Origin of the sequence: Pedobacter sp. Leaf176, assembly GCF_001424305.1 — a bacterium.
GTDB lineage: Bacteria > Bacteroidota > Bacteroidia > Sphingobacteriales > Sphingobacteriaceae > Pedobacter.
The window spans coordinates 1-19,117 of sequence record NZ_LMPD01000001.1 but is presented as its reverse complement, the minus strand read 5'-3'; the positions used below and the strand labels follow the sequence as shown (position 1 = coordinate 19,117).

Sequence of the window (19,117 nt, the reverse complement as noted above, 5' to 3'; positions counted from 1 at the left end):
TGAAGAATGTATTAACTTTCTATTATTTCTAACTGTGTAATTACATCTTCTCGACTTACAGGATAAGGTATGTTAGTGGTTAGTGATTCGTAAACGGCGTCGAAGAGTGGTAAATAGTTTCCAATTTCTGAAGGAATAATTTCTTCCGTTTTATTTCCGTCATCATCGATCGTAGTTAACAAACCATCTTTACCTTTAGGCTCGATACCATAACCATCATCTGTCAGTTTCATTCCGGCAAGTAGTTGTTCTTCTTGTATATCGGCTCTTTGTTTAATAAAACTTCCATAAACGCCATGCAAAACGAAAGCGGCCTGCGGATTTACGACCAGCATACTGGAGGTAACAAAGACGTTTACGCTGTCAGCATAAGATAGCTGAATGGTAAAGTAATCATCAACAAGCGTGTCTTTTCTGTTTTTACCTAAAACTTTATGAAAACTTAAAGGTTTACCGAATAAACTGATAACCTGGTCTAAAAGATGCGGACCTAAATCATAAAGTAGGCCACTTGCTTCGATCGCCTTTTCTTTAAAAGCTTTTGGGCCAATAACGTTTCTATACCGATCATAACGCAAATGCATTTCATTTAGCTTGCCTAACTTCCCGCTGGCTAGAACTTTTTTCACCGATGCGAAATCACTATCCCAACGGCGGTTTTGATAAAAGAATATCTGCTTTCCTACTTTATCTGCTAAATCAAATAATTCTTTAGCCTGTGTTGATGTTGCGGTAAAGGGCTTTTCAACTAGAATGTGTTTGCCATTCTCCAAAGCCGCCCTTGAATGCTCGTAATGCAGGTTATTTGGTGTATTTATCACTACCAATTTAATTTCTTCATCAGCTAAAAGTTCATCAACACTGTTATAACTTATGATTTCCGGATAATCTGTTATTGCATTTTTATTGCTGCGCTCAACTACGGCCTTCAGATTAAAGCCGTTATGGGCATTCAAAAATGGTGCGTGGAAAACTTTTCCAGACATGCCGTAGGCAAGTAGACCAGCTGTTATTTTATTTGAATTCGTACTCATAGATTATAAATGTAACCAAAAATATATTTTACGATGCAAGGAAAATCCTGAACATCTAATTTTTACTTTTTTACGTCAAATTTTTTTGCCTCTTTCTTCAATATTTAGCTTAAACTTTTTAACGCTATCTTTGTAATCATGAAACCATCGGAAATAAACAGCAAGTGGAAGATTTTACAAGAGAAAATTTCACAGGAATTTGATTCAGATTTTCCTGACTTGAAAGTGATGTTGTTTTTAATTGGTGTTCAGGAATTAGGAAAGGGACCGAAAAAATACAGTAAACGCCAGAAAGAGGAATTAATGCACATTGCGACCTGCCGTTTATTAAGCGAAATGGGTTTTTACGAGTTAGAAGGCCTGGACCAGGATGGCTGGCCACATTGGAAATTAGTTAAGGCTATTCCGCCATACACAATGCTGGAACAAGAACTTTTAATGAAGTCGTTAGTGGTCAGTTATTTCGAGGATATTTATTCTTAGGTTTAACCGCAAAGCACGCAAAATAAAATAACACATAGCAAAAAACCCTGATGCTCCGGCACCAGGGTTGGATATATAATGACCTCATAGGTAGAGGGAATTGTCCGTACTATCCTTGCGTTTTAGCTGTGTTTTTTAATGCATCGTTTGCCACAATTACAATTTCAACACGACGGTTAGCAGCGCGTCCGGCATCAGTTTCATTATCTGCAATTGGTTCAGCGAAACCTTTACCAATAGTAACTAATCTTGAAGAAGGTACACCTTGAGAAACTGCATATGCTTTAACGGCAGCCGCTCTTCTTTCGGATAAACCCTGATTATATTGCTCAGTACCACGGCTGTCTGTGTGACCTATAATTTTAATGTCAGTATCCGGATATTGATTTAATGAAGCAGCTAAGCTTTGAACATTCGTCTTTGCTGCGTCTTTTAATGCTGTTTTATCAAAATCGAATAAAATACCACTATCAAATTTAACAATGATACCTTCACCTTCACGGATAACTTCTGCATTTGGGATTGCTTTTTGAATCTCAGCAGCTTGTCTATCCATTCTGCGGCCGATAAATGCACCTGCCGTACCACCAATAGCGCCACCAATTAAAGCACCAACTGCTGTATTACCGGCTTTTTTCCCGATTAGTGCACCTACCACACCACCTGCTGCAGCACCAATTCCGGCACCTTTCTGTGTCTTAGTTAAACTGTCACAGCTTTGAAGTGCCATCGAACCCACTGCTAATCCTATACTTAATGTTGCTATTTTTACTCTTGAAATACTCATAATACTAATTAGGTTTAATTTCCTTTAGCATCATATTCAAACACGATGCCAAAAATTAAGGTCGTTTGATTTTAAAGTTATTTCGGCTATTAAGCCTTAAAAAGAATAATTTTTGATCAAAAAAAGAGTCCTGAAATCTCAGGACTCTTCAATTGTATTATTATTAGTACAAAATATCATGCAGAGAAATAACTTTCCAGCTCCTTTAACGTATTTTCGTCCGTTTTAAAATCTTTAATCACACTGCCTTTTTCAACTAATATGATGCGGTTACAAACGTCAGTAACGTGATTTAAATCATGACTGGATATAAATGTAGTCATGCTCCCACTTTGTGCTTTAAGTAAATTCTTCAACCGGATTTGAGTTGTTGGATCCAGGTTGGCAAAAGGCTCATCTAAAATTAAAATCTCTGGCTTTTGCATTAATGCCGCAGCAATGCCAACTTTGACCTGGTTTCCTTTACTAAAATCACGAATGTATTTTCCGCTATTTAAAATTTCACCGTTAAAAAATTCTCCATATTGATTAAGATATGCAGAAACATCTGCAACGCTTAAATCGTGCAAACTTCCAATGAAAATAAAATATTCTTCAGGAGTAAGGTAATCGATTAAAAAACCTTCATCCAGAAATGATGCAGTGTAATTTTTCCAATCATCATTTTGCATCACATTTTCGCCTTTTGATAAAACCTCACCTTGAGTCGGCCTTATTAAATCTAAAAGCATACGGAAGAACGTGGTTTTACCTGCTCCGTTATTGCCGACTAAACCAACGGTTTCACCAGCTTCGATATGTAAACCTTGTATATTTACAACGATTTTATCGCCATAAACTTTTTGTAAATTTTTAACTTCTAAAATCATAATTATTCTCTAAAGCCTTCGGCTATTTTATAACGTTGTAATTCAAGTCTTTTTGCAATATAGTTTACCCAGAAACTGCGCATCAGTAACATGGCAAGGCCGAAAACAGAAACGGCAATTAAACCCCAATAAGGTTTGTCGAGCATACCAAATGGAACATATATCAAAATCGGAGTGAGCGCATATGGAAACATTAACAGCCATTGGGTAGCACCCGTTCCCTGGTAATTGAAGCTTGCCGCTTTAGTAATGTCCAAACGCTTATAATTTAAAGTAGCAAGATAAAGAACCACCACGGTTCCAAATCCAATATTGTACAGGTAAGCAGCTACGTGCAGCAGTAGCAGTTTGGGACTTAAAAAGCCATAAAAACTCGCTAAAAGTGTAATTATTGTGCAACCAATAGTAAAAAGTAAAAATTTAGCCCTGATAAAATCTTTAAAATTGATTTTGTTTGCCAGTATCCCATCAAAATGCGCACTTTGCCAGGCAAACATAAATTGCCCGTATATAATAATAGAAATTCCGGTCATAAAAATGGCACCGAACATCATTTGTCCGAAGGCATCCCTGTCAATTGCTTTCTCCTTATAGAATATAAATCCGTAGAATAAAAAGAAAAAGCCCATTATAACGGAAGAGCGAGGTCTTTTATGGCGAAGGATTAACTTTAATTCTAAAGCAGCCAGTTCGCCTACTCTGCCGAAGCGATTTAAGAATGCATAATCGGTACTTGCTTTTTTCTCCTGTTTGCTGCCGAGTTCTTCCGTATACAGGTTTTTACGAAGGAAGGTAGAATTGATGTAGAAAATAGCAATTGCAGCAAGTGTAAAAATGAAACCGATATAAGGTTTTGAAGCGATGGCTTTAAAAAGGTAATCGGAAGCTGCCATTACCGAAATTACCTTATAATATTCAAGTGCAGCAAAAGCAGCGAAAATTACCAAACCGGCAAGTGTGTAAAGTACATTACTAATCGATTTTCTTTTGATGTAAAGCGCCAGGTAATTGTTAAAGACAGATAACGAGAGAATGGTAATAATATACATCAATGTAGCAAAAGCGCCATAAGTTGGCGCGATTTTCATAAAGCAGAATGGCCAGAATATAAAAAATGGCCACAGGTTAAAAGCAGAAAACAAGGCTTTAACATTCAGAAAATTGATAATCTTGCTTCGGGAAATGCGAAGATGCAGATAAGGAATAATACTCAAAGTTGGCAATTCCTGCAGTTGCAGTCGCATAATAAAATCGAAAGCAAAATAATAAAGTATTAATCCATTAAAGCTTTTAATAACATCTTGATTTGGGAAAACTTTCGGTAAAAGAAATTGCATTCCGATACCTGCCCCCAGTGCCAGAACGAGAAAGTATAGCATAAAAAAGCCCAGAACAATTTGCCCGGCAATGCTGCTGCCCCGATTGCGTGAACGCCAGAATGATTTCCATTGATGGCTTAAAAAAGTATTCAACATATATAGTTTAGGTGTTAGTTCTTTTAGTTAGTATTTTTTTTGGTTGAAATGTTACAGCTAATAATTGTATTTGTCTTTCCAGTTTTGTTTTAGTTTCTCACGCAGTTTTTCTTCAGCGGGATTTTTACCAGGGTTGTACAATTTTGTTCCGCTTATTTCATCGGGCATATATTCCTGTGCCTCGAAATTCCCTTCGTAGCTGTGTGAATATTTATAATCTTTTCCATAGCCGATGTTTTTCATCAGCTTGGTTGGTGCATTACGGATGTGCAAGGGAACCGGTAAATTACCCGTTTGTTTTACCAAAGCCTGCGCATGATTTATAGCCTCGTAAGCTGCATTACTTTTCACAGAACTTGCAAGGTAAGTTACGCATTGCGATAGAATAATTCGAGCCTCAGGATATCCGATTACGTTAACAGCTGTAAAACAATTGTTAGCAAGCAGCAGGGCATTTGGATTGGCATTTCCGATATCTTCTGAAGAGAGAATCAACAATCTCCGGGCGATAAATAATGGATCTTCGCCGCCTTCAATCATTCGGGCAAGCCAGTAAACCGCAGCATTCGGATCGCTTCCGCGGATGGATTTAATAAAGGCTGAAATGATATCGTAATGCTGTTCGCCTGCTTTATCGTAAAGCGCTAAGTTTTGTTGCGCGTGGGCAAGTACATTCTCATTGGTTAAAGTAATTTTACTCCCACCTATACCATTAACCGCAATTTCCAGAACATTTAAAAGTTTACGGGCATCGCCACCGCTTAAACGGATTAAAGCCTCATGCTCTTTAATTGTAACTTTCTGTTTAGCGAGGATCGGGTCTTTTTTTATCGCTGTTTGAAGCAGGCCAGACAATTCCTCTTCCGTTAAAGATTTTAGAATGTAAACCTGACAACGGGAGAGCAAAGCAGAGATCACTTCAAACGATGGGTTTTCCGTGGTGGCACCGATAAGGGTGACCAAGCCCCGCTCTACAGCACCAAGCAAACTATCCTGCTGCGATTTGCTGAAACGGTGAATTTCGTCGATAAACAAAATCGGCAAGCCTAAAAAGCTGTCTTTCAAAGCGGCGGCCTTATCTATTACCTCACGGATATCCTTTACGCCGCTGTTTATTGCACTCAAGTTGAAAAACGGCCTGTCTAAAGCCTGGGAAATGATGAAGGCCAGAGTTGTCTTGCCAACTCCCGGCGGTCCCCAGAAAATCATCGATGGCAGCTGACCGCTCTCAATCGCCTTTCGCAAAACCGCACCAACACCAACCAAATGTTTTTGGCCCACATATTCATCAAGATTTTGAGGACGCATTCTTTCAGCTAAAGGGGCCTGGTTTTGCATAATGGTAAATATATAAAATTTGATTATTGTGTTTATGGAATATTGCCAACAACCTCCTATTGAGCCACAGATTTTCTTAGATCACAAATGATTTAGCGCCATAATTATCCAATCGAATCCTAAATTCCTTTAACCTATTTAATCCTGGTCAGTCCTCTATTTTCGAATGATGTTTGGTGTCTTTCATGGTCATGTACAAAGTCAGCGAAATCAAAATACAGCCTGTAACATACCAATAGAAGTAGCTTTCGTGACCGATATTCTTAAACCATAAGGCAAAATATTCTGCAGTTCCTCCAAATATTGCAACCGTTAAAGCGTAGGGCAAACCAACACCCAAAGCCCTGATTTCTGCAGGGAACAATTCTGCTTTAACCACTGCGTTTATACTTGTGTAACCACTTACAATGATGAGTGCGGCAATCATCAACAGGAAAATTATAGTTGTATTATTTTCACTGGCCAGGCCTGTTAAAATCGGAACGGTAAATAAAGTTCCTAAAACACCAAAGCCAATTAATAATGGTTTTCTTCCGATTTTATCCGATAATAAACCAAATAATGGCTGCATAATTGCAAATACCAAAAGCGATATAAAAGATAATGTTGTAGACATTTCTTTGCTCAAATGAACCGTATTAACCAGAAATTTTTGCATATAAGTACTGAAAGTATAAAAAGCAATTGTTCCGCCCAAAGTGAGGCCTACAACTGTGAATACTTCTTTCGGATACTTCATTAGCACAGCAATTCCACCCGGTTTTTTCAATTTGTCTTTGCTTTTGAAGGCATCAGTTTCATCAATATGTCTTCTTAAATAAAGGGCGATAAACGATAGAATTGCACCAATGAAAAAAGGAATTCTCCAGCCCCAATCATGTAACTGGGCAGGCGTTAAAAGCCAGTTCTGTAAAACCAATTGAATACCTAAAGCCAGTAACTGACCGCCGATTAAAGTAACATATTGAAAACTTGAGTAGAAACCCCTATGTTTTTTTGTCGCCATCTCGCTTAGATAGGTTGCAGACGTACCGTACTCCCCACCTGTACTTAGGCCCTGAATCAACCGGGCAAAAACCAATAATAACGGCGCTAAAATTCCAATCTGCTTGTAACCTGGCGTTAAACCGATAATCAGTGAGCCAATTGCCATAATTAATACAGAAAGTGTCATTGATTTTTTTCGCCCCAGCTTATCTGCAATACTTCCAAATAACCAACCGCCTATGGGTCGCATTAAGAATCCAACGGCAAAAATACCGGCCGAGTTTAAAAGCTGGGCCGTTGGATTACTGTTTGGAAAGAAGGAGGTAGAAAAATATAAGGCAAAAGCGGAATAGGTGTACCAATCGTACCATTCGACCAGGTTGCCTACCGAACCTCCAAATATGGATTTTAACCTGTATTTTATTTCGTTAATTTCCACTGATGGAAAATCACTCTGAGTACTTCTCATGTTTATTGGTAAAAATTTTTAACTAAAAACATCCAACTTTAATGATTTTACGTTGATTGATGCTAAGATAAGATTATGCACGGTTAATGTAATTACAAAAGGCATTCAAAATCTGCTTTAAAGTAAAGTGATTCTTTCTTAAGTCCAGCATATCTGGATTCACCTGTTAAAAGACAAGATTTTTTAACTATATATTATTAATAATACAACTTATGGCGCTTTTTGAGTAATTTGGTATTACTTTTGAATAGTTGTTGACGAACTGGAAAAGTTTTGATTATTAGACCATTGTTATAATTTATATGCCTGAAATACAGGTTTGAGGGCATATTACCTATAAATAAATACCCAATCGTCTTTAAAAAAGCCATTTTATAAAAATTTATTTGGAAAATGGAGAAGTTGTTTCATGGAGCAATAGAAACCATTACCTATAAGGAGATCTTATTGTAATGATTATAAAAAACAACGCAGCGAAAAATAACAGTAACCCTACTGTATTAAAAATCAAGCCTAATAAATTTAAGGAGCTTTTGTCGGCATTCGAGTTAAATGCCAATTCGATAACAATTTTCACTGAAATTGCAGACGTTACAATAAAAGAAAAGATTATGTACGCGGAAAAATCTGCATTAGAAATGGCTTTTGAAGAATTTCAAAACCATGAGTTCTAATTCACTTATTAATCTCGTCTACTAAATTATTCCAAAACGAAAGATTGTTAGATGTACACTGCGCTTGCTAACATAGCCGATCCACTTACAGGCATGCGCTGAACCTGATGATTCTATTTTTTATTTAAAGAATCTTTGGCTCTTTTCTTAAAAAAACCACGGAATAAAAAATTACTCTGAAGTGCTTCTAAGTCCTCATCTAATTTTTTGCTGCTCTTTTCCAAATTAAGCATAATCGTTTTTACTTGCTCTGCTGTTTTTTGATCGTTTAAGAGCAAGCCAGCTGCATTGTCTGTCGTTTTTAGCTTGGCCGATGCGGCATCCAAATTTGCTGCTAAACTTGAAGCTGATTCTACAGATTTCTGCAATGTTGCAGCCGATTGTTTCAGTTTTTGGAACACTGTTGTATCGGTAAGCATTTTATCCATTAACCCGTTTTTCGTGTTCAGCGTTTTCCCAAAACGGTTAAGATCCTTTGAAGCCTGTGCGGTTGCAATGGCTGTCTGGTTTAGATTTGCAACCATGGATTTAAAGTTCATAGCCAGTTCCTGATCGGAAAGCAGGGCGCCAGCAGCACCTTTTCCGTCGATTAGGTTTTTCGATAAGACCCGGAAATCAGATGTAATATCGACCAGGTTTTTATTGTTTACCTGAAGCGTTTTCATGATGTCATCTGTCGAAAGTGCTGTATTCACCTTTAAAACATCACCATCTTCAACAAAAGGAAATTTTGGGTTACCTCCTGTAAGCACCACGATCTTATTACCGATTAGCCCATCGGCGCTAATACTGGCACCGGCATCCTTGTGGATGTATTTATGGACATCTTCTTCAATGCTTAAGTAAACCTTCACCTGAGAAGTTCCAAAAAATTCAATCTTTTTTATGGTCCCTATTTTTACCCCGGAGAACCAAACATTATTGCCTTTTTTTAAACCCTGTATGTCATTAAAAACGACACTTAAAGTAAAACTTTTAACAAATGTTTTCTTCTGGCTACCCAATGTAAATATGCCGAGTAAAAAAATGAGGATGCCGATTGCAATAAATATACCTACAGTTATTTTTTTTCTATTGTCCGTCATGGTTATTGGATAAAATTATAATCAAAAAATGGTTGCGCCTTAGCATCTCCAGAGTTGAACACCTGGTCAAAAGTTCCTTGTCTTTCGAAACTCCGATCGACAAGCATGGCTACCCTATTGCCCGTTTCTTTGGCACAGGTTAAATCGTGGGTGATAACAACGGCACTTGTGCGGTAACGTTCCTGTACATCATTGATAAGTTTATTGATATCTTTAGAGGTGATAGGGTCTAAGCCTGCAGTAGGCTCATCATATAACATAATTTCCGGTCTTAAAATCAGTGTGCGGGCAATACCAATCCGTTTTCTCTGTCCTCCTGAAAGTTCTGACGGCATCTGGTTTATGGTTTGTGAAAGTCCCACAGCATCCAACATTTCTTCTACTGATGAGTTCACTTCCTTTTTCGTCAGGTCTTTCCGGTTACGCACCAAAGGAAATTCGAGGTTTTCCCTAACTGTCATGCTATCATATAATGCACTGTTTTGAAAAGAAAAGCCTACTCTTAGCCGCAGTGCGAGTAATTCCTTATAAGAAATTTCATCCACAACATTTCCAAGCACATTCACTAAACCTGAATCAGGTTTCAGGAGCCCTATAATGATTTTAATCAGCACAGATTTACCGGTACCCGATTTGCCTAAAACAACAAGATTTTCACCTTTATATAACTCCAGCGATGCATTCTCCAGTACAACGTAGCTGCCGAAGGCTTTATTTAGTCCCTTAATTTCAATTACCTTTTCGGTATTTGTATCGGTTGATTGTTTTGCTATTATATCCATGACTTAGCTATTAAACAGACTGAATATCTGAACACAAACGACCTCTTCGATAAAGATTAAAAACATAGCGGTTACTACAGCTGAGTTTGCCGCTTTACCTACACCTTCCGTTCCTTTAGAAGAATTATAGCCCTGATAACAGCCAACTATTGCTATTGTAAAACCGAAAAGTATTGCTTTTATAGTGGATGCAATTATGTCTAAATAGGTAATGCTTTCAAGCGCACTTTGAAAAAATGTTGTTGCACTTGTGCCTTCATTAACCGATACATTAAGTAAGGCGCCAAGCATACCCACCATGGCGGTATAAAAGGTTAAAATAGGCATGGTAATGGTGGCGGCGAGTACACGTGTTGAAACCAGAAATTTGAACGGATTGGTAGCCGAAACTTCCATGGCATCTATTTGTTCACTCACTTTCATGGAGCCAAGTTCTGCGCCAATACTTGAGCCCACTTTACCTGCTGCAATTAATCCCGTTAAAAGTGGTGCCAAGGTACGCAACAAAGCGATGCCGACTAAGGATGGCAACCATGACGTTGCTCCAAATTCAGACAAGGAAGGCCTTGATTGCTTGGTAAAAACCAGTCCGGTAATAAATCCGGTTGTTGAAATCAGTAAAGCAGAGCGGTAGCCAATCTCATAACACTGACGCATGAGTTCTTTAAATTCGTAAGGCGGTAAAAAGGCTTCTTTGAAAAACCGGCCAATAAAGCTGTAAACTTGATATAACGAAATAAACCATTTGCCAAATTTACCCGGCTCTTTATCAACCTGCTCTTCAGCAGGTTTCGAATCGACTGTTATCATACTCGATGTTAGGTTTTAATGGAAATGTTTGCTTAATATTAATGGTTCCGATGTTGCTAATCTTATATGTTTTCGCCGGCAAAATTCTATAAAAAAGCATCATCAAACCGCATCAGATTGCTTACACTAACTATACAGTTTAAAAGAACAATTGTTTGCTCTGCCTGTTCTATAAAAATAAATTAATTAAGTTTATAACCTTTTAACTTAATTTTGAATACTGTAAAAGAATAAGCGGGAATTTTCACGGAGTTTCGGATATTTACCTCCGACACTATTGGTTTAATGGAATTATCGGAAGGATTTCCAGTAATTTCTGTTTTAACCACGGTTTCACCAGCAATTGAAAAATTGTCCAGATTGAGTGATGTATTGATTTCAACGGGAAGTAAATTTACCAGTTTAATAATAAGGTGATTTGACTTTGTATCCTCAACTACTGAGATGCCAATCCTCTTGTTAACAGGCTCCTGCTCCACAGAGGTTTTAACTTTTGCAGGGATATATTGGTCGCCAGAATAATTGCCGAACATTTTTTGCACAAAATAGCCTACCGTGGGTTTTACTTCACTATTGTTAAAATAAATTAAATCGGGATTCCATTGCGTATGTTTTTCTTTCGCTATAAGCGGAGCATAAGATGCCATACTTACCACGTCACCGTTTCTTTCTAATGCCGTTAAATAAAGCGCCTCTGCCAGGGCTGTTTCCAGATTTGTTTTATTTCCTCCCGGAACACTGGCTGCATACTCCCCCAAATAAATCCTGGATTTTGTTCGATCATATTTATCATAAAAATCCTGATTATTGATGAACCAGCCGGGTGATTGATAATAATGCTCATCAATCAGTGGCACTTTTAAATCAGATGCAATTTTCCAGCCTTCTTCATAATCAGTGCCTTCAAAAAATGGACCTGCAGTACCTATAATGGTAATCTCAGGATGTGCCGCCCGAAGCGCTTTATAAATAAGTGTAAATCGCTCTTTAAAAACTTCTGTGATCTGGTCTTCATTCCCAATCCCAATAAATTTAAGGTTAAAAGGTTTTGGATGACCTGCTTCCGCCCGCTTTTTACCCCAGGCTGTATGCACATCGCCATTGGCATATTCTATCAAATCGATTATATCCTGGATGTACTGCCCCATTTCTGCCATTGGAATACCGCCCTGCTGCCCGCCACCGCCGGTGGCTGAATTCTGACAGGGCACCCCAGCTGCGATAACCGGGACTGGTGCTGCCCCAATGTCTTCACAAAATTGAAAATACTCGAAATAACCTAATCCCATGGTTTGATGATAGCCCCAAAGATTACGGTCGGGTTTCCTTTCTGCCAATGGACCAATAGAGTTTTTCCATTTATAAATGTTGTCAATTCCATCACCATGCTCTACACAACCTCCCGGAAAGCGTACAAATTTAGGCTGGATAGCAGCGATGGTTGTCGCTAAATCAGCTCTTAACCCATTTTTACGCCCTTTAAAAGTTTTTTCAGGAAATAACGAAATCATATCGAATGCAAATTTTCCAGTCGATAAAGGACTAATCTCTATTCTTGCATCGGTGGCATCAGCCGAAGAAGTTAATGTCCCTTTCACCTGTTTCCATGCGGATGCGCTTTTCAACCTAAGTTTTCCCAATATTATGCCTTTTCCATTAACCAATCGCACTTCAAAGTCGGACTTCGAACCTTCCAAATGCTTAGCAAAAGTCGAAAATGTATAAGATTCACCTCTTTTTAAGGCCATTCCATCAAAGCCAGTATTAGTTAGTGCTGCACCTGGTACTTTTACATCTAAAACCGCATAATGTAAATTATTAGGGTGAATTGGTAATATAGAATCAATTGAAAAAATTGTTTCTTCATCTGACAACGACCATGAGAATGTACTTTTCCATGCTTCGTCGTTAAATTCCCTATCGCTTGGTTTATATTCAAAGTCTCTGTTCTGAACCAGTTCCGCGTACAAACCGCCATCTGCGGCATAGTTGATGTCCTCAAAAAATATTCCCGTAAGCATACCGCTGATTTTTTTTGCCTTTTCCGGCTGTAGTGAAACCTTCAAATCAACGGGTTTTAGGCCGGCAAAACGTTTGGCATCATCCTCCGTGCGTTCATTGTTTTGCTTAACTTTAAATTCCTGAATTTCGTAAGCTTTTTGAAGGTCCCTGATTACTGACCAGGGTACGCGATGGCTTTGTCCAGACTTGAGCCCATTAATATCGGCGTTGATACTATTATCAAAAACAGTGGGTACAGAGATGCTTCTAACCTGGCTGTAAACGATGAAATCCCTTGTCTTGGTTTCGAAATATTTTCCATCAGCATCTGAATAGTAAATATCATATTCATCATTCTGGGTGTTGAAAGCGATTACGGGGGAAAGCACATTTTTGCCCAACGTTACATAAGGATAGTTTTGTGGCCCCCAGTTGATGAGATTCTTTGAGGTTGATACAGCAAATTGATTTGTGCGGTCATTTAAGCTCCAGATGCAGACCCATTCTCCATTTCTTCCTTTAATTAAAAAGGGTGCGATCATTTTCTTTTCAGTTCCCCATCTGCCGTAATCACTTCGAAGATAAATATAGCCTCTGCCTATTGATGACCAGTTTTTATTGTCGTGGCTCCATGCGAAACGTAAACCATTTGCATTATAGGAAAACAAATAGGCGGAATCAGGTTCATCTTTTAATTTGTATTCATGTGCAAAAGTTGAAAATGTAAATACAACATTTATTACGAATAGTGTGAAAAATAATCTGCGCAGCATAAACAAGCTATTTGGTTAGTGAGATTGCACCAAAATAAATAATAATAGTTGTAGTAACGATTATTATTTCCCTTATTTGAATTAATTGTTTGTTAGATTTTTAGGGATAAACTTATTGCCCAGGTGAATCACGACCCCGCGCCATTTTATTACAACGAAAGCCGCCCCGTAAATCAATTACGAGGCGGCTTTCGTTTATTATGTAACGGTAATTTTCTACTTGGCTAAAACCATTGCGTTTTGTTCAGCTTCCATAATGGCTTGAGAAGCAAATGAGGCCGATTTCAAAGCGGCAAAGTCAGCTAATTTTACATTTTTCATGTTGCTTGCAATCATGGTGCTTTCACCAGCAGTACCATTTAATTTTAACACAGCATCTTCTTTAATGATTGTATACAAATTACCTGCTGTCGTTTTAATTTTTGCAACAGCACTTTGGTTTAAAAATAACTGAAGGTTTTTTACATCAAAATTATTGCTGGTAACAACTACCGATTGTCCATAAGCTTCAATTCTTTCTAAATCTTTCACGGTAATGTTAAGCGTTACCAGACTTGTTTCTTCTGAATTGATGAACAAAGTTTTTCCATCAGTTGATATTGACGTTTTTGCTGCATTGTAATTGTTTGTGCCTTCAACGCTTTGTTTGTCGCCTTGTGTTAAGATAACTTTTACATTTCCACTCACCCAAATCCTGTTGAACTTGGACAATGTTGAATTTTTAGTTTCTGTTTTAACTGGCTCAGCTGCAGAAGCTACCATTGCTGATGAAGTGAATACTACTGCTGTTAATGCTGCTGCGAATACTATTTTAGTTAAGGTTTTCATATCTTTTATATTTAAGGTTTTTGTTGTTGTTTTGTTATTAAGACGCAGTTGTCCATTAAACGTTGCACACAAAAACCTTGTATTATACCAGCATCTGTAACCAATAGACCAACGCCTCTAATTTCTAGACGAACGGCTGCAACAATTTTCCCTGATTGCCTGAAATTCAGCAATCCTCGACTATAATATTATTTGAATGATATTATAGTATTCCAATTATGCTTTCATATCAGATCAACAGATTGTTTGTAATTAGACAAGCTGTTCACCGTAAAACACAAAGAAATTGCAGGCAGGGCGCAAGTGAAAATTCTTCTACTTAAGTATATAATTAGCCTTTTAAATCATTCGGCTTTGCGTTGAAACGGTAATTCTGGCCAATTGGAATCACATCGTTTCCTATTTTCAAGCTATTTTTCTTCAGAAGGTCGATAGCGTTTGTATTTATTAAAAAGGATCGGTGAACCCTTGCAAAATTGCGAGCCGGCAACAAATCAACCAGGTGCTTCATGGTCATATGTGTTAAAAAATTGCCTGCATTGGTATGAATTAAAATATAATCCTTAACAGACTGGGCATATAAAAGTTCATCGTGAAAGACTTTAATTAATTTCCCCGAAACCTTAAAATAGGTGTAGTTTTTTTCAGGGGGATGCTCATAATTCTGGATTTTCAGCATCTTATTTATGCTTTTCTCAAAGCGCTCAAAAGTTATGGGTTTAAGCAAATAATCGATAGCCGAGAGTTCATACCCTGTAATCGCATATTCTGAATAAGCAGTTGTGAAAATCACTTGCGGAGGATGCTTCAATGATCGAATGAAATCTATTCCATTAATATCTGGCATTTTAATATCCAAAAACATCAGATCAACCGTATTGGTATGGAGCATATTGAAAGCCTCTAAAGCGTTATAACACTTTGCTAAAAGATTAAGCTGTGGAATCTGACGAATATGGGTTTCCAGAATTTCCTGAGCTAAAGGCTCATCCTCAATTATGATACAGCGAATCATTCGATCATTAGGGTTAAATTTACCTGATATTCATGAGGCTCATCACTTATCTCTAATTTATATCTTTCAGGATACAGGAGCTTCAATCGTTTAATTACATTTTCCAGGCCGATACCTTTCTCTCTTTTACAATAACCAATTGGTTTGCTGTTATTCACCTGGAGTATAATTTCCCGGCCGTTTATGAATAAAACCAAACGTACATTACCTTTTCCGGTTTCATCTTCCAGGCCGTGCTTAAATGCATTTTCGATAAAAGGCAAAAGCAGTAATGGCTCAATCAGCACATTTGAGGCATTTCCCTGAACGTCGAAGCTAATTTTGTGGGCCATCTTATAGCGTATTTTTTCGGTTTCAATATAATTAATGATAAAAGCAATTTCATTCTGCAATGGCACTTTTTTGTGGTGTGCTTCATATAAAATATAACGCATCATATCGGCAAGTTTTGCCACCATAGGCGCAGTATGTTCAGACTTCTGCAATGCAAACGAATAAATATTATTCATGGTGTTGAAGAAAAAGTGCGGGTGCAGTTGAGCTTTAAGATAGTTCAATTCACTAATCAGCTGCTGTTCTGACATTTCATGCAGTTTCTTATCCTGTTTGGCTGAACGGATAAAAAATGCCAAAGCCATTATGCAGATAAATTCACGAAACATGTACACAACACTAAAATGAATATTACCCGCGGCATACCACCGTAGTGCATTTTTTTGCATCTGCACCGGTAAAAAAGATGCATGTCCAATCAAGTAATATTCCCCGGCCATATAAAAGTGAAGCCCCACCAGGTAAGCACATGCCGACAATAAAAAAAGCATCAACCTTTTTCTGACTAGAAAAACTTTGATTAAATAATAAAATATTAATGCTGGCAATATCGCAAAGGAACCGTAAATCAAAGTCCATTTCAAACTTTCACTTAAGGGAGATGCGTGGCGTGGCTCATTAAAGTTGTATTCTATATCCGTCAGTACCGGGAATAGATAAAAAAAGACAAAAAAGAACAGTAGTTCAATTTGGACATAATTCCATTGAATGTTCTTCTTTAGTTTAATCATTTTGCAAAGTAGAAAGAAAATGAAATTTATGAGCGGCATAGAATTTTATTTCGACGAACCCATCTGATTTTTCGACTAATCTCGTTTACCGCAATTAGTCGAAATTTTATTGTTGCTGGTCTAATTCGAAAAAATAAACCCTTAGGGTAAATTAGATTTGTAGAAAATAAAACAAGATGAAAAAAATTCTTTTGACTTTATCTTTTGCTTCTGTGCTGAGTATTTCATGCCAGTTAAAAGCCCAACAAAATTTTTCGTCATTAACGCTAAGCAAAATGGCGGCTAAACTTTCCGCTCTTAATGCTATAAGTTATGATTATCATAATGAAGTGAATAATATTAAAAATAATTACCACTCAGAAGTCAGGGGTCATGCCTACCTGGAATTCGATTCGACCAATAAAAGTATGGCCGCACGCTTTCAACTCGAAACAGCAACATACCGATCGGTTTATAACGACTCTGAAATCTTTACCCTGGATAAGAGGCTTAAAACTTACAGCATTGCCGAGCAACCTGATCCTGGCAGCTTTGGCTCACTTTCATTGTTTCATAATTCTATTCAAACCCTTGCAAATCAATTGCCTTCATTAATCGCAGGCAATAACATTGCTAAAGACGGGGCAGATACGCTTATAAATAAAAAGAATTATAAAGTAATTACCTTATCTCTATACCGGAGTTCACTGCAATATGCTGGTCGTGGTATGCATTTCACTAAGGATGTAACTATATATTACCGCATATTGGTTAATCCTGAAACGAACCTTCCGTATCAGGTAATAGAAACCAATAATATTGATAAAGAATCCTATAACACCATTACTACATTTACTGCAATTGATACACATCCGAGGCAGCCCGAAATCAAATCCTGGTACTATTCAACCTATCAAAAAGAATACAGCCTTGAAAAGAAGGGAGATGTGCCTTCTCTAATATCGGTTGGAACAACCCTGACAGACTGGGCGCTTCCTGAACTCGACGGTAAAGGTAATGCTGTATTAAAAAGTGACCAGCTTGCAGGGAAGGTAATATTAATGGATTTCTGGATAAAAAATTGCGGTCCATGCATGGAATCCTTTCCATACCTGAAAGCACTCCAAACCAAATATGGAACGGATAGATTTCAGTTATTGGCAATAAATGCTTACGACAAAAAAGAAGACGTTGCGTTCTTCTATAACCGGGAACGGCCCGATTATAAAATGCTCTATACAGGGAAAGCTTTGGCAAAAAAAATTGGTGTTTCCGCATATCCAACAGTTGTACTTATTGACAAGTCAGGTAAAGTTATTTACATTGGAGCGCTTGATCATGTGAAAATTGAACACCTGATAAAAGCAAACATTTAGGGTATCAAAACACCTTTAACTGAAAGGGATAGTAATTGTGGTAACTTAACTTTCTTCTGTAGGAAGTTTATATTGTACGGCATTTCGGCTGTGGCATCAGTTAACTCAACCGAACAACAATTAACTCGTTAAACAACGAAAGCCGCCCAATAGGCGGCTTTCGTTTATATATAACAGTAATTTTTCTATTTGGCTAAAACCATTGCGTTTTGTTCCGCTTCCATGATGGCTTGAGAAGCATAGGAGGCCGATTTTAAAGCGGCAAAGTCAGCTAGTTTTACATTTTTCATGTTGCTGGCAATCATGGTGCTTTCAGCAGCTGTACCGTTTAATTTCAACACCGCGTTTTCTTTAAAACGCAACTTAGGTCCCCAAAAATAAAAAACAGATAAAATTTTAATATGGAAAGACAGATGCTGATTGGCCTGCACCTGGGAAACGGCGGCCGTATTTCCAGATGTTTGATAAAAGGAGGCCGATTTTAAAGCGGCAAAGTCAGCTAGTTTTACATTTTTCATGTTGCTGGCAATCATGGTGCTTTCAGCAGCTGTACCGTTTAATTTCAACACCGCGTTTTCTTTAACGATGGTATATAAATTACCGGCTGTGGTTTTAATCTTCGCTGTAGCGCTTTGACCCAATATTAATTGAAGGTTTTTTACATTGAAATTATTGCTTGTAACAACTACCGATTGACCATAAGCTTCAATCCGCTCTAAATCTTTTACAGTAATGTTAAGCGTTACCAAGCTTGTTTCCTCTGAATTGATGAACAAGGTTTTGCCATCAGTTGATACAGAAGTTTTTGTAGCATCGTAGTTGCTTGTTCCATCTACACTTTGTTTATCACCCTGTGTCAGGATAACTTTTACATTACCGCTCACCCAAATCCTGTTGAACTTTGATAATGAAGAAGTTGTTGTTTCTGCTTTAACTGGCTCAGCCGCTAAAGTTGAAATGGCTGATGAAGTGAATACTATTGCTGTTAATGCTGTTGCGAATACTATTTTAGTTAAGGTTTTCATATCTTTTATATTTTAAGTTTTTGTTGTTGTTTTGTAATTAAGACGCAGCTGTCCCTAAAACGTTGCACACAAAAACCCCGTATTATACCAGCAAACATAACCGATAGACCAACGCCAGTAATTCCTAGACGAAAGTTGTATTAATTTACCGAGTAATCTGAATTTGTCGGATAAATTCGTTAAAGCTTTTAAGGCGGCAGCACAAGCCCCGATGAAAAATCGGGAGGAAGCGCTGCCTTGGACAGCAGTAAGTTGAATGTGAT

17 protein-coding genes are annotated in these 19,117 nt (G+C 37.8%); 3 read left to right on the top strand and 14 right to left on the bottom strand.

Features of this window, described 5'->3' with window-relative positions; translation table 11 throughout:
* Window positions 1-11: 11 nt before the first annotated feature.
* A complete protein-coding gene (locus ASF92_RS00085; protein WP_056086042.1) occupies window positions 12-1,034 on the bottom strand; it encodes a Gfo/Idh/MocA family oxidoreductase in 1,023 nt (340 codons plus the stop codon).
* A 138-nt stretch (window positions 1,035-1,172) separates the two neighbouring features.
* Between ASF92_RS00085 and ASF92_RS00080 the strand changes: the two genes are divergently transcribed.
* Window positions 1,173-1,517 (top strand): hypothetical protein, encoded by a 345-nt coding sequence (locus ASF92_RS00080; RefSeq protein ID WP_056086038.1) that lies wholly within the window; start codon window positions 1,173-1,175, stop codon window positions 1,515-1,517.
* 109 nt (window positions 1,518-1,626) lie between these two features.
* Here ASF92_RS00080 and ASF92_RS00075 read toward each other — a convergent pair whose 3' ends face one another.
* The 5 genes from ASF92_RS00075 to ASF92_RS00055 form a co-directional block, all read right to left on the bottom strand.
* On the bottom strand, window positions 1,627-2,304 hold the full coding sequence (locus tag ASF92_RS00075) for an OmpA family protein (RefSeq protein WP_056086036.1): 678 nt from the start codon (window positions 2,302-2,304) through the stop codon (window positions 1,627-1,629).
* Between the two features lie 176 nt (window positions 2,305-2,480).
* The gene (locus tag ASF92_RS00070) at window positions 2,481-3,173 is read right to left on the bottom strand and encodes an ABC transporter ATP-binding protein (RefSeq protein ID WP_056086033.1); all 693 of its coding nucleotides are present in this window, start codon (window positions 3,171-3,173) and stop codon (window positions 2,481-2,483) included.
* A gap of 2 nt (window positions 3,174-3,175) precedes the next feature.
* Complete coding sequence (locus tag ASF92_RS00065) at window positions 3,176-4,648, bottom strand: DUF5687 family protein (protein ID WP_056086030.1); 1,473 nt, start codon at window positions 4,646-4,648, stop codon at window positions 3,176-3,178.
* 57 nt (window positions 4,649-4,705) lie between these two features.
* Entirely contained in the window at window positions 4,706-5,986 is a 1,281-nt protein-coding gene (locus ASF92_RS00060; RefSeq protein WP_056086027.1) for a replication-associated recombination protein A, read from the bottom strand.
* A 148-nt stretch (window positions 5,987-6,134) separates the two neighbouring features.
* Window positions 6,135-7,442, bottom strand: a complete 1,308-nt coding sequence (locus ASF92_RS00055; protein WP_056086024.1) for an MFS transporter — start codon at window positions 7,440-7,442, stop codon at window positions 6,135-6,137.
* Between the two features lie 452 nt (window positions 7,443-7,894).
* Here ASF92_RS00055 and ASF92_RS00050 point away from each other — a divergent pair, with 452 nt between their 5' ends.
* The gene (locus tag ASF92_RS00050; RefSeq protein WP_056086021.1) at window positions 7,895-8,116 is read left to right on the top strand and encodes a hypothetical protein; all 222 of its coding nucleotides are present in this window, start codon (window positions 7,895-7,897) and stop codon (window positions 8,114-8,116) included.
* A gap of 113 nt (window positions 8,117-8,229) precedes the next feature.
* Here ASF92_RS00050 and ASF92_RS00045 read toward each other — a convergent pair whose 3' ends face one another.
* The 7 genes from ASF92_RS00045 to ASF92_RS00015 all read right to left on the bottom strand — a co-directional run bounded on the left by ASF92_RS00045 (window position 8,230) and on the right by ASF92_RS00015 (window position 16,474).
* Window positions 8,230-9,201 carry an MlaD family protein gene (locus tag ASF92_RS00045; RefSeq protein WP_056086018.1) on the bottom strand — a complete coding sequence of 324 codons (972 nt, stop codon included), beginning with the start codon at window positions 9,199-9,201 and terminating at the stop codon, window positions 8,230-8,232.
* Window positions 9,202-9,203: 2 nt separating this feature from the next.
* Window positions 9,204-9,983 (bottom strand): ABC transporter ATP-binding protein, encoded by a 780-nt coding sequence (locus ASF92_RS00040; RefSeq protein ID WP_056086014.1) that lies wholly within the window; start codon window positions 9,981-9,983, stop codon window positions 9,204-9,206.
* A 3-nt stretch (window positions 9,984-9,986) separates the two neighbouring features.
* Entirely contained in the window at window positions 9,987-10,793 is an 807-nt protein-coding gene (locus ASF92_RS00035) for an ABC transporter permease (protein WP_056086011.1), read from the bottom strand.
* 182 nt (window positions 10,794-10,975) lie between these two features.
* Window positions 10,976-13,567 carry an alpha-L-arabinofuranosidase C-terminal domain-containing protein gene (locus ASF92_RS00030; protein ID WP_056086008.1) on the bottom strand — a complete coding sequence of 864 codons (2,592 nt, stop codon included), beginning with the start codon at window positions 13,565-13,567 and terminating at the stop codon, window positions 10,976-10,978.
* A 216-nt stretch (window positions 13,568-13,783) separates the two neighbouring features.
* Entirely contained in the window at window positions 13,784-14,395 is a 612-nt protein-coding gene (locus ASF92_RS00025; RefSeq protein ID WP_056088974.1) for a GIN domain-containing protein, read from the bottom strand.
* Between the two features lie 331 nt (window positions 14,396-14,726).
* Window positions 14,727-15,410 carry a LytTR family DNA-binding domain-containing protein gene (locus ASF92_RS00020; protein ID WP_056086005.1) on the bottom strand — a complete coding sequence of 228 codons (684 nt, stop codon included), beginning with the start codon at window positions 15,408-15,410 and terminating at the stop codon, window positions 14,727-14,729.
* On the bottom strand, window positions 15,407-16,474 hold the full coding sequence (locus ASF92_RS00015) for a sensor histidine kinase (RefSeq protein ID WP_056086002.1): 1,068 nt from the start codon (window positions 16,472-16,474) through the stop codon (window positions 15,407-15,409). The genes ASF92_RS00020 and ASF92_RS00015 overlap by 4 nt, the downstream gene beginning before the upstream one ends.
* Window positions 16,475-16,650: 176 nt before the next feature.
* Here ASF92_RS00015 and ASF92_RS00010 point away from each other — a divergent pair, with 176 nt between their 5' ends.
* Window positions 16,651-17,829 carry a TlpA disulfide reductase family protein gene (locus ASF92_RS00010; protein WP_056085999.1) on the top strand — a complete coding sequence of 393 codons (1,179 nt, stop codon included), beginning with the start codon at window positions 16,651-16,653 and terminating at the stop codon, window positions 17,827-17,829.
* Window positions 17,830-18,014: 185 nt separating this feature from the next.
* Here the strand turns inward: ASF92_RS00010 and ASF92_RS00005 are convergent, their stop codons facing one another.
* Window positions 18,015-18,854: a GIN domain-containing protein gene (locus ASF92_RS00005; RefSeq protein ID WP_197413204.1), complete on the bottom strand. Its 840-nt coding sequence runs from the start codon at window positions 18,852-18,854 to the stop codon at window positions 18,015-18,017.
* Between the last annotated feature and the right edge of the window lie 263 nt (window positions 18,855-19,117).

Coding starts and splice junctions, on each gene's coding strand:
- ASF92_RS00050 (WP_056086021.1), top strand. CDS start 7,895: ATGATTATAAAAAACAACGCAGCGAAAAATAACAGTAACCCTACTGTA.
- ASF92_RS00080 (WP_056086038.1), top strand. CDS start 1,173: ATGAAACCATCGGAAATAAACAGCAAGTGGAAGATTTTACAAGAGAAA.
- ASF92_RS00015 (WP_056086002.1), bottom strand. CDS start 16,474: ATGATTAAACTAAAGAAGAACATTCAATGGAATTATGTCCAAATTGAA.
- ASF92_RS00040 (WP_056086014.1), bottom strand. CDS start 9,983: ATGGATATAATAGCAAAACAATCAACCGATACAAATACCGAAAAGGTA.
- ASF92_RS00060 (WP_056086027.1), bottom strand. CDS start 5,986: ATGCAAAACCAGGCCCCTTTAGCTGAAAGAATGCGTCCTCAAAATCTT.
- ASF92_RS00070 (WP_056086033.1), bottom strand. CDS start 3,173: ATGATTTTAGAAGTTAAAAATTTACAAAAAGTTTATGGCGATAAAATC.
- ASF92_RS00035 (WP_056086011.1), bottom strand. CDS start 10,793: ATGATAACAGTCGATTCGAAACCTGCTGAAGAGCAGGTTGATAAAGAG.
- ASF92_RS00010 (WP_056085999.1), top strand. CDS start 16,651: ATGAAAAAAATTCTTTTGACTTTATCTTTTGCTTCTGTGCTGAGTATT.
- ASF92_RS00085 (WP_056086042.1), bottom strand. CDS start 1,034: ATGAGTACGAATTCAAATAAAATAACAGCTGGTCTACTTGCCTACGGC.
- ASF92_RS00020 (WP_056086005.1), bottom strand. CDS start 15,410: ATGATTCGCTGTATCATAATTGAGGATGAGCCTTTAGCTCAGGAAATT.
- ASF92_RS00055 (WP_056086024.1), bottom strand. CDS start 7,442: ATGAGAAGTACTCAGAGTGATTTTCCATCAGTGGAAATTAACGAAATA.
- ASF92_RS00075 (WP_056086036.1), bottom strand. CDS start 2,304: ATGAGTATTTCAAGAGTAAAAATAGCAACATTAAGTATAGGATTAGCA.
- ASF92_RS00025 (WP_056088974.1), bottom strand. CDS start 14,395: ATGAAAACCTTAACTAAAATAGTATTCGCAGCAGCATTAACAGCAGTA.
- ASF92_RS00030 (WP_056086008.1), bottom strand. CDS start 13,567: ATGCTGCGCAGATTATTTTTCACACTATTCGTAATAAATGTTGTATTT.
- ASF92_RS00045 (WP_056086018.1), bottom strand. CDS start 9,201: ATGACGGACAATAGAAAAAAAATAACTGTAGGTATATTTATTGCAATC.
- ASF92_RS00005 (WP_197413204.1), bottom strand. CDS start 18,854: ATGAAAACCTTAACTAAAATAGTATTCGCAACAGCATTAACAGCAATA.
- ASF92_RS00065 (WP_056086030.1), bottom strand. CDS start 4,648: ATGTTGAATACTTTTTTAAGCCATCAATGGAAATCATTCTGGCGTTCA.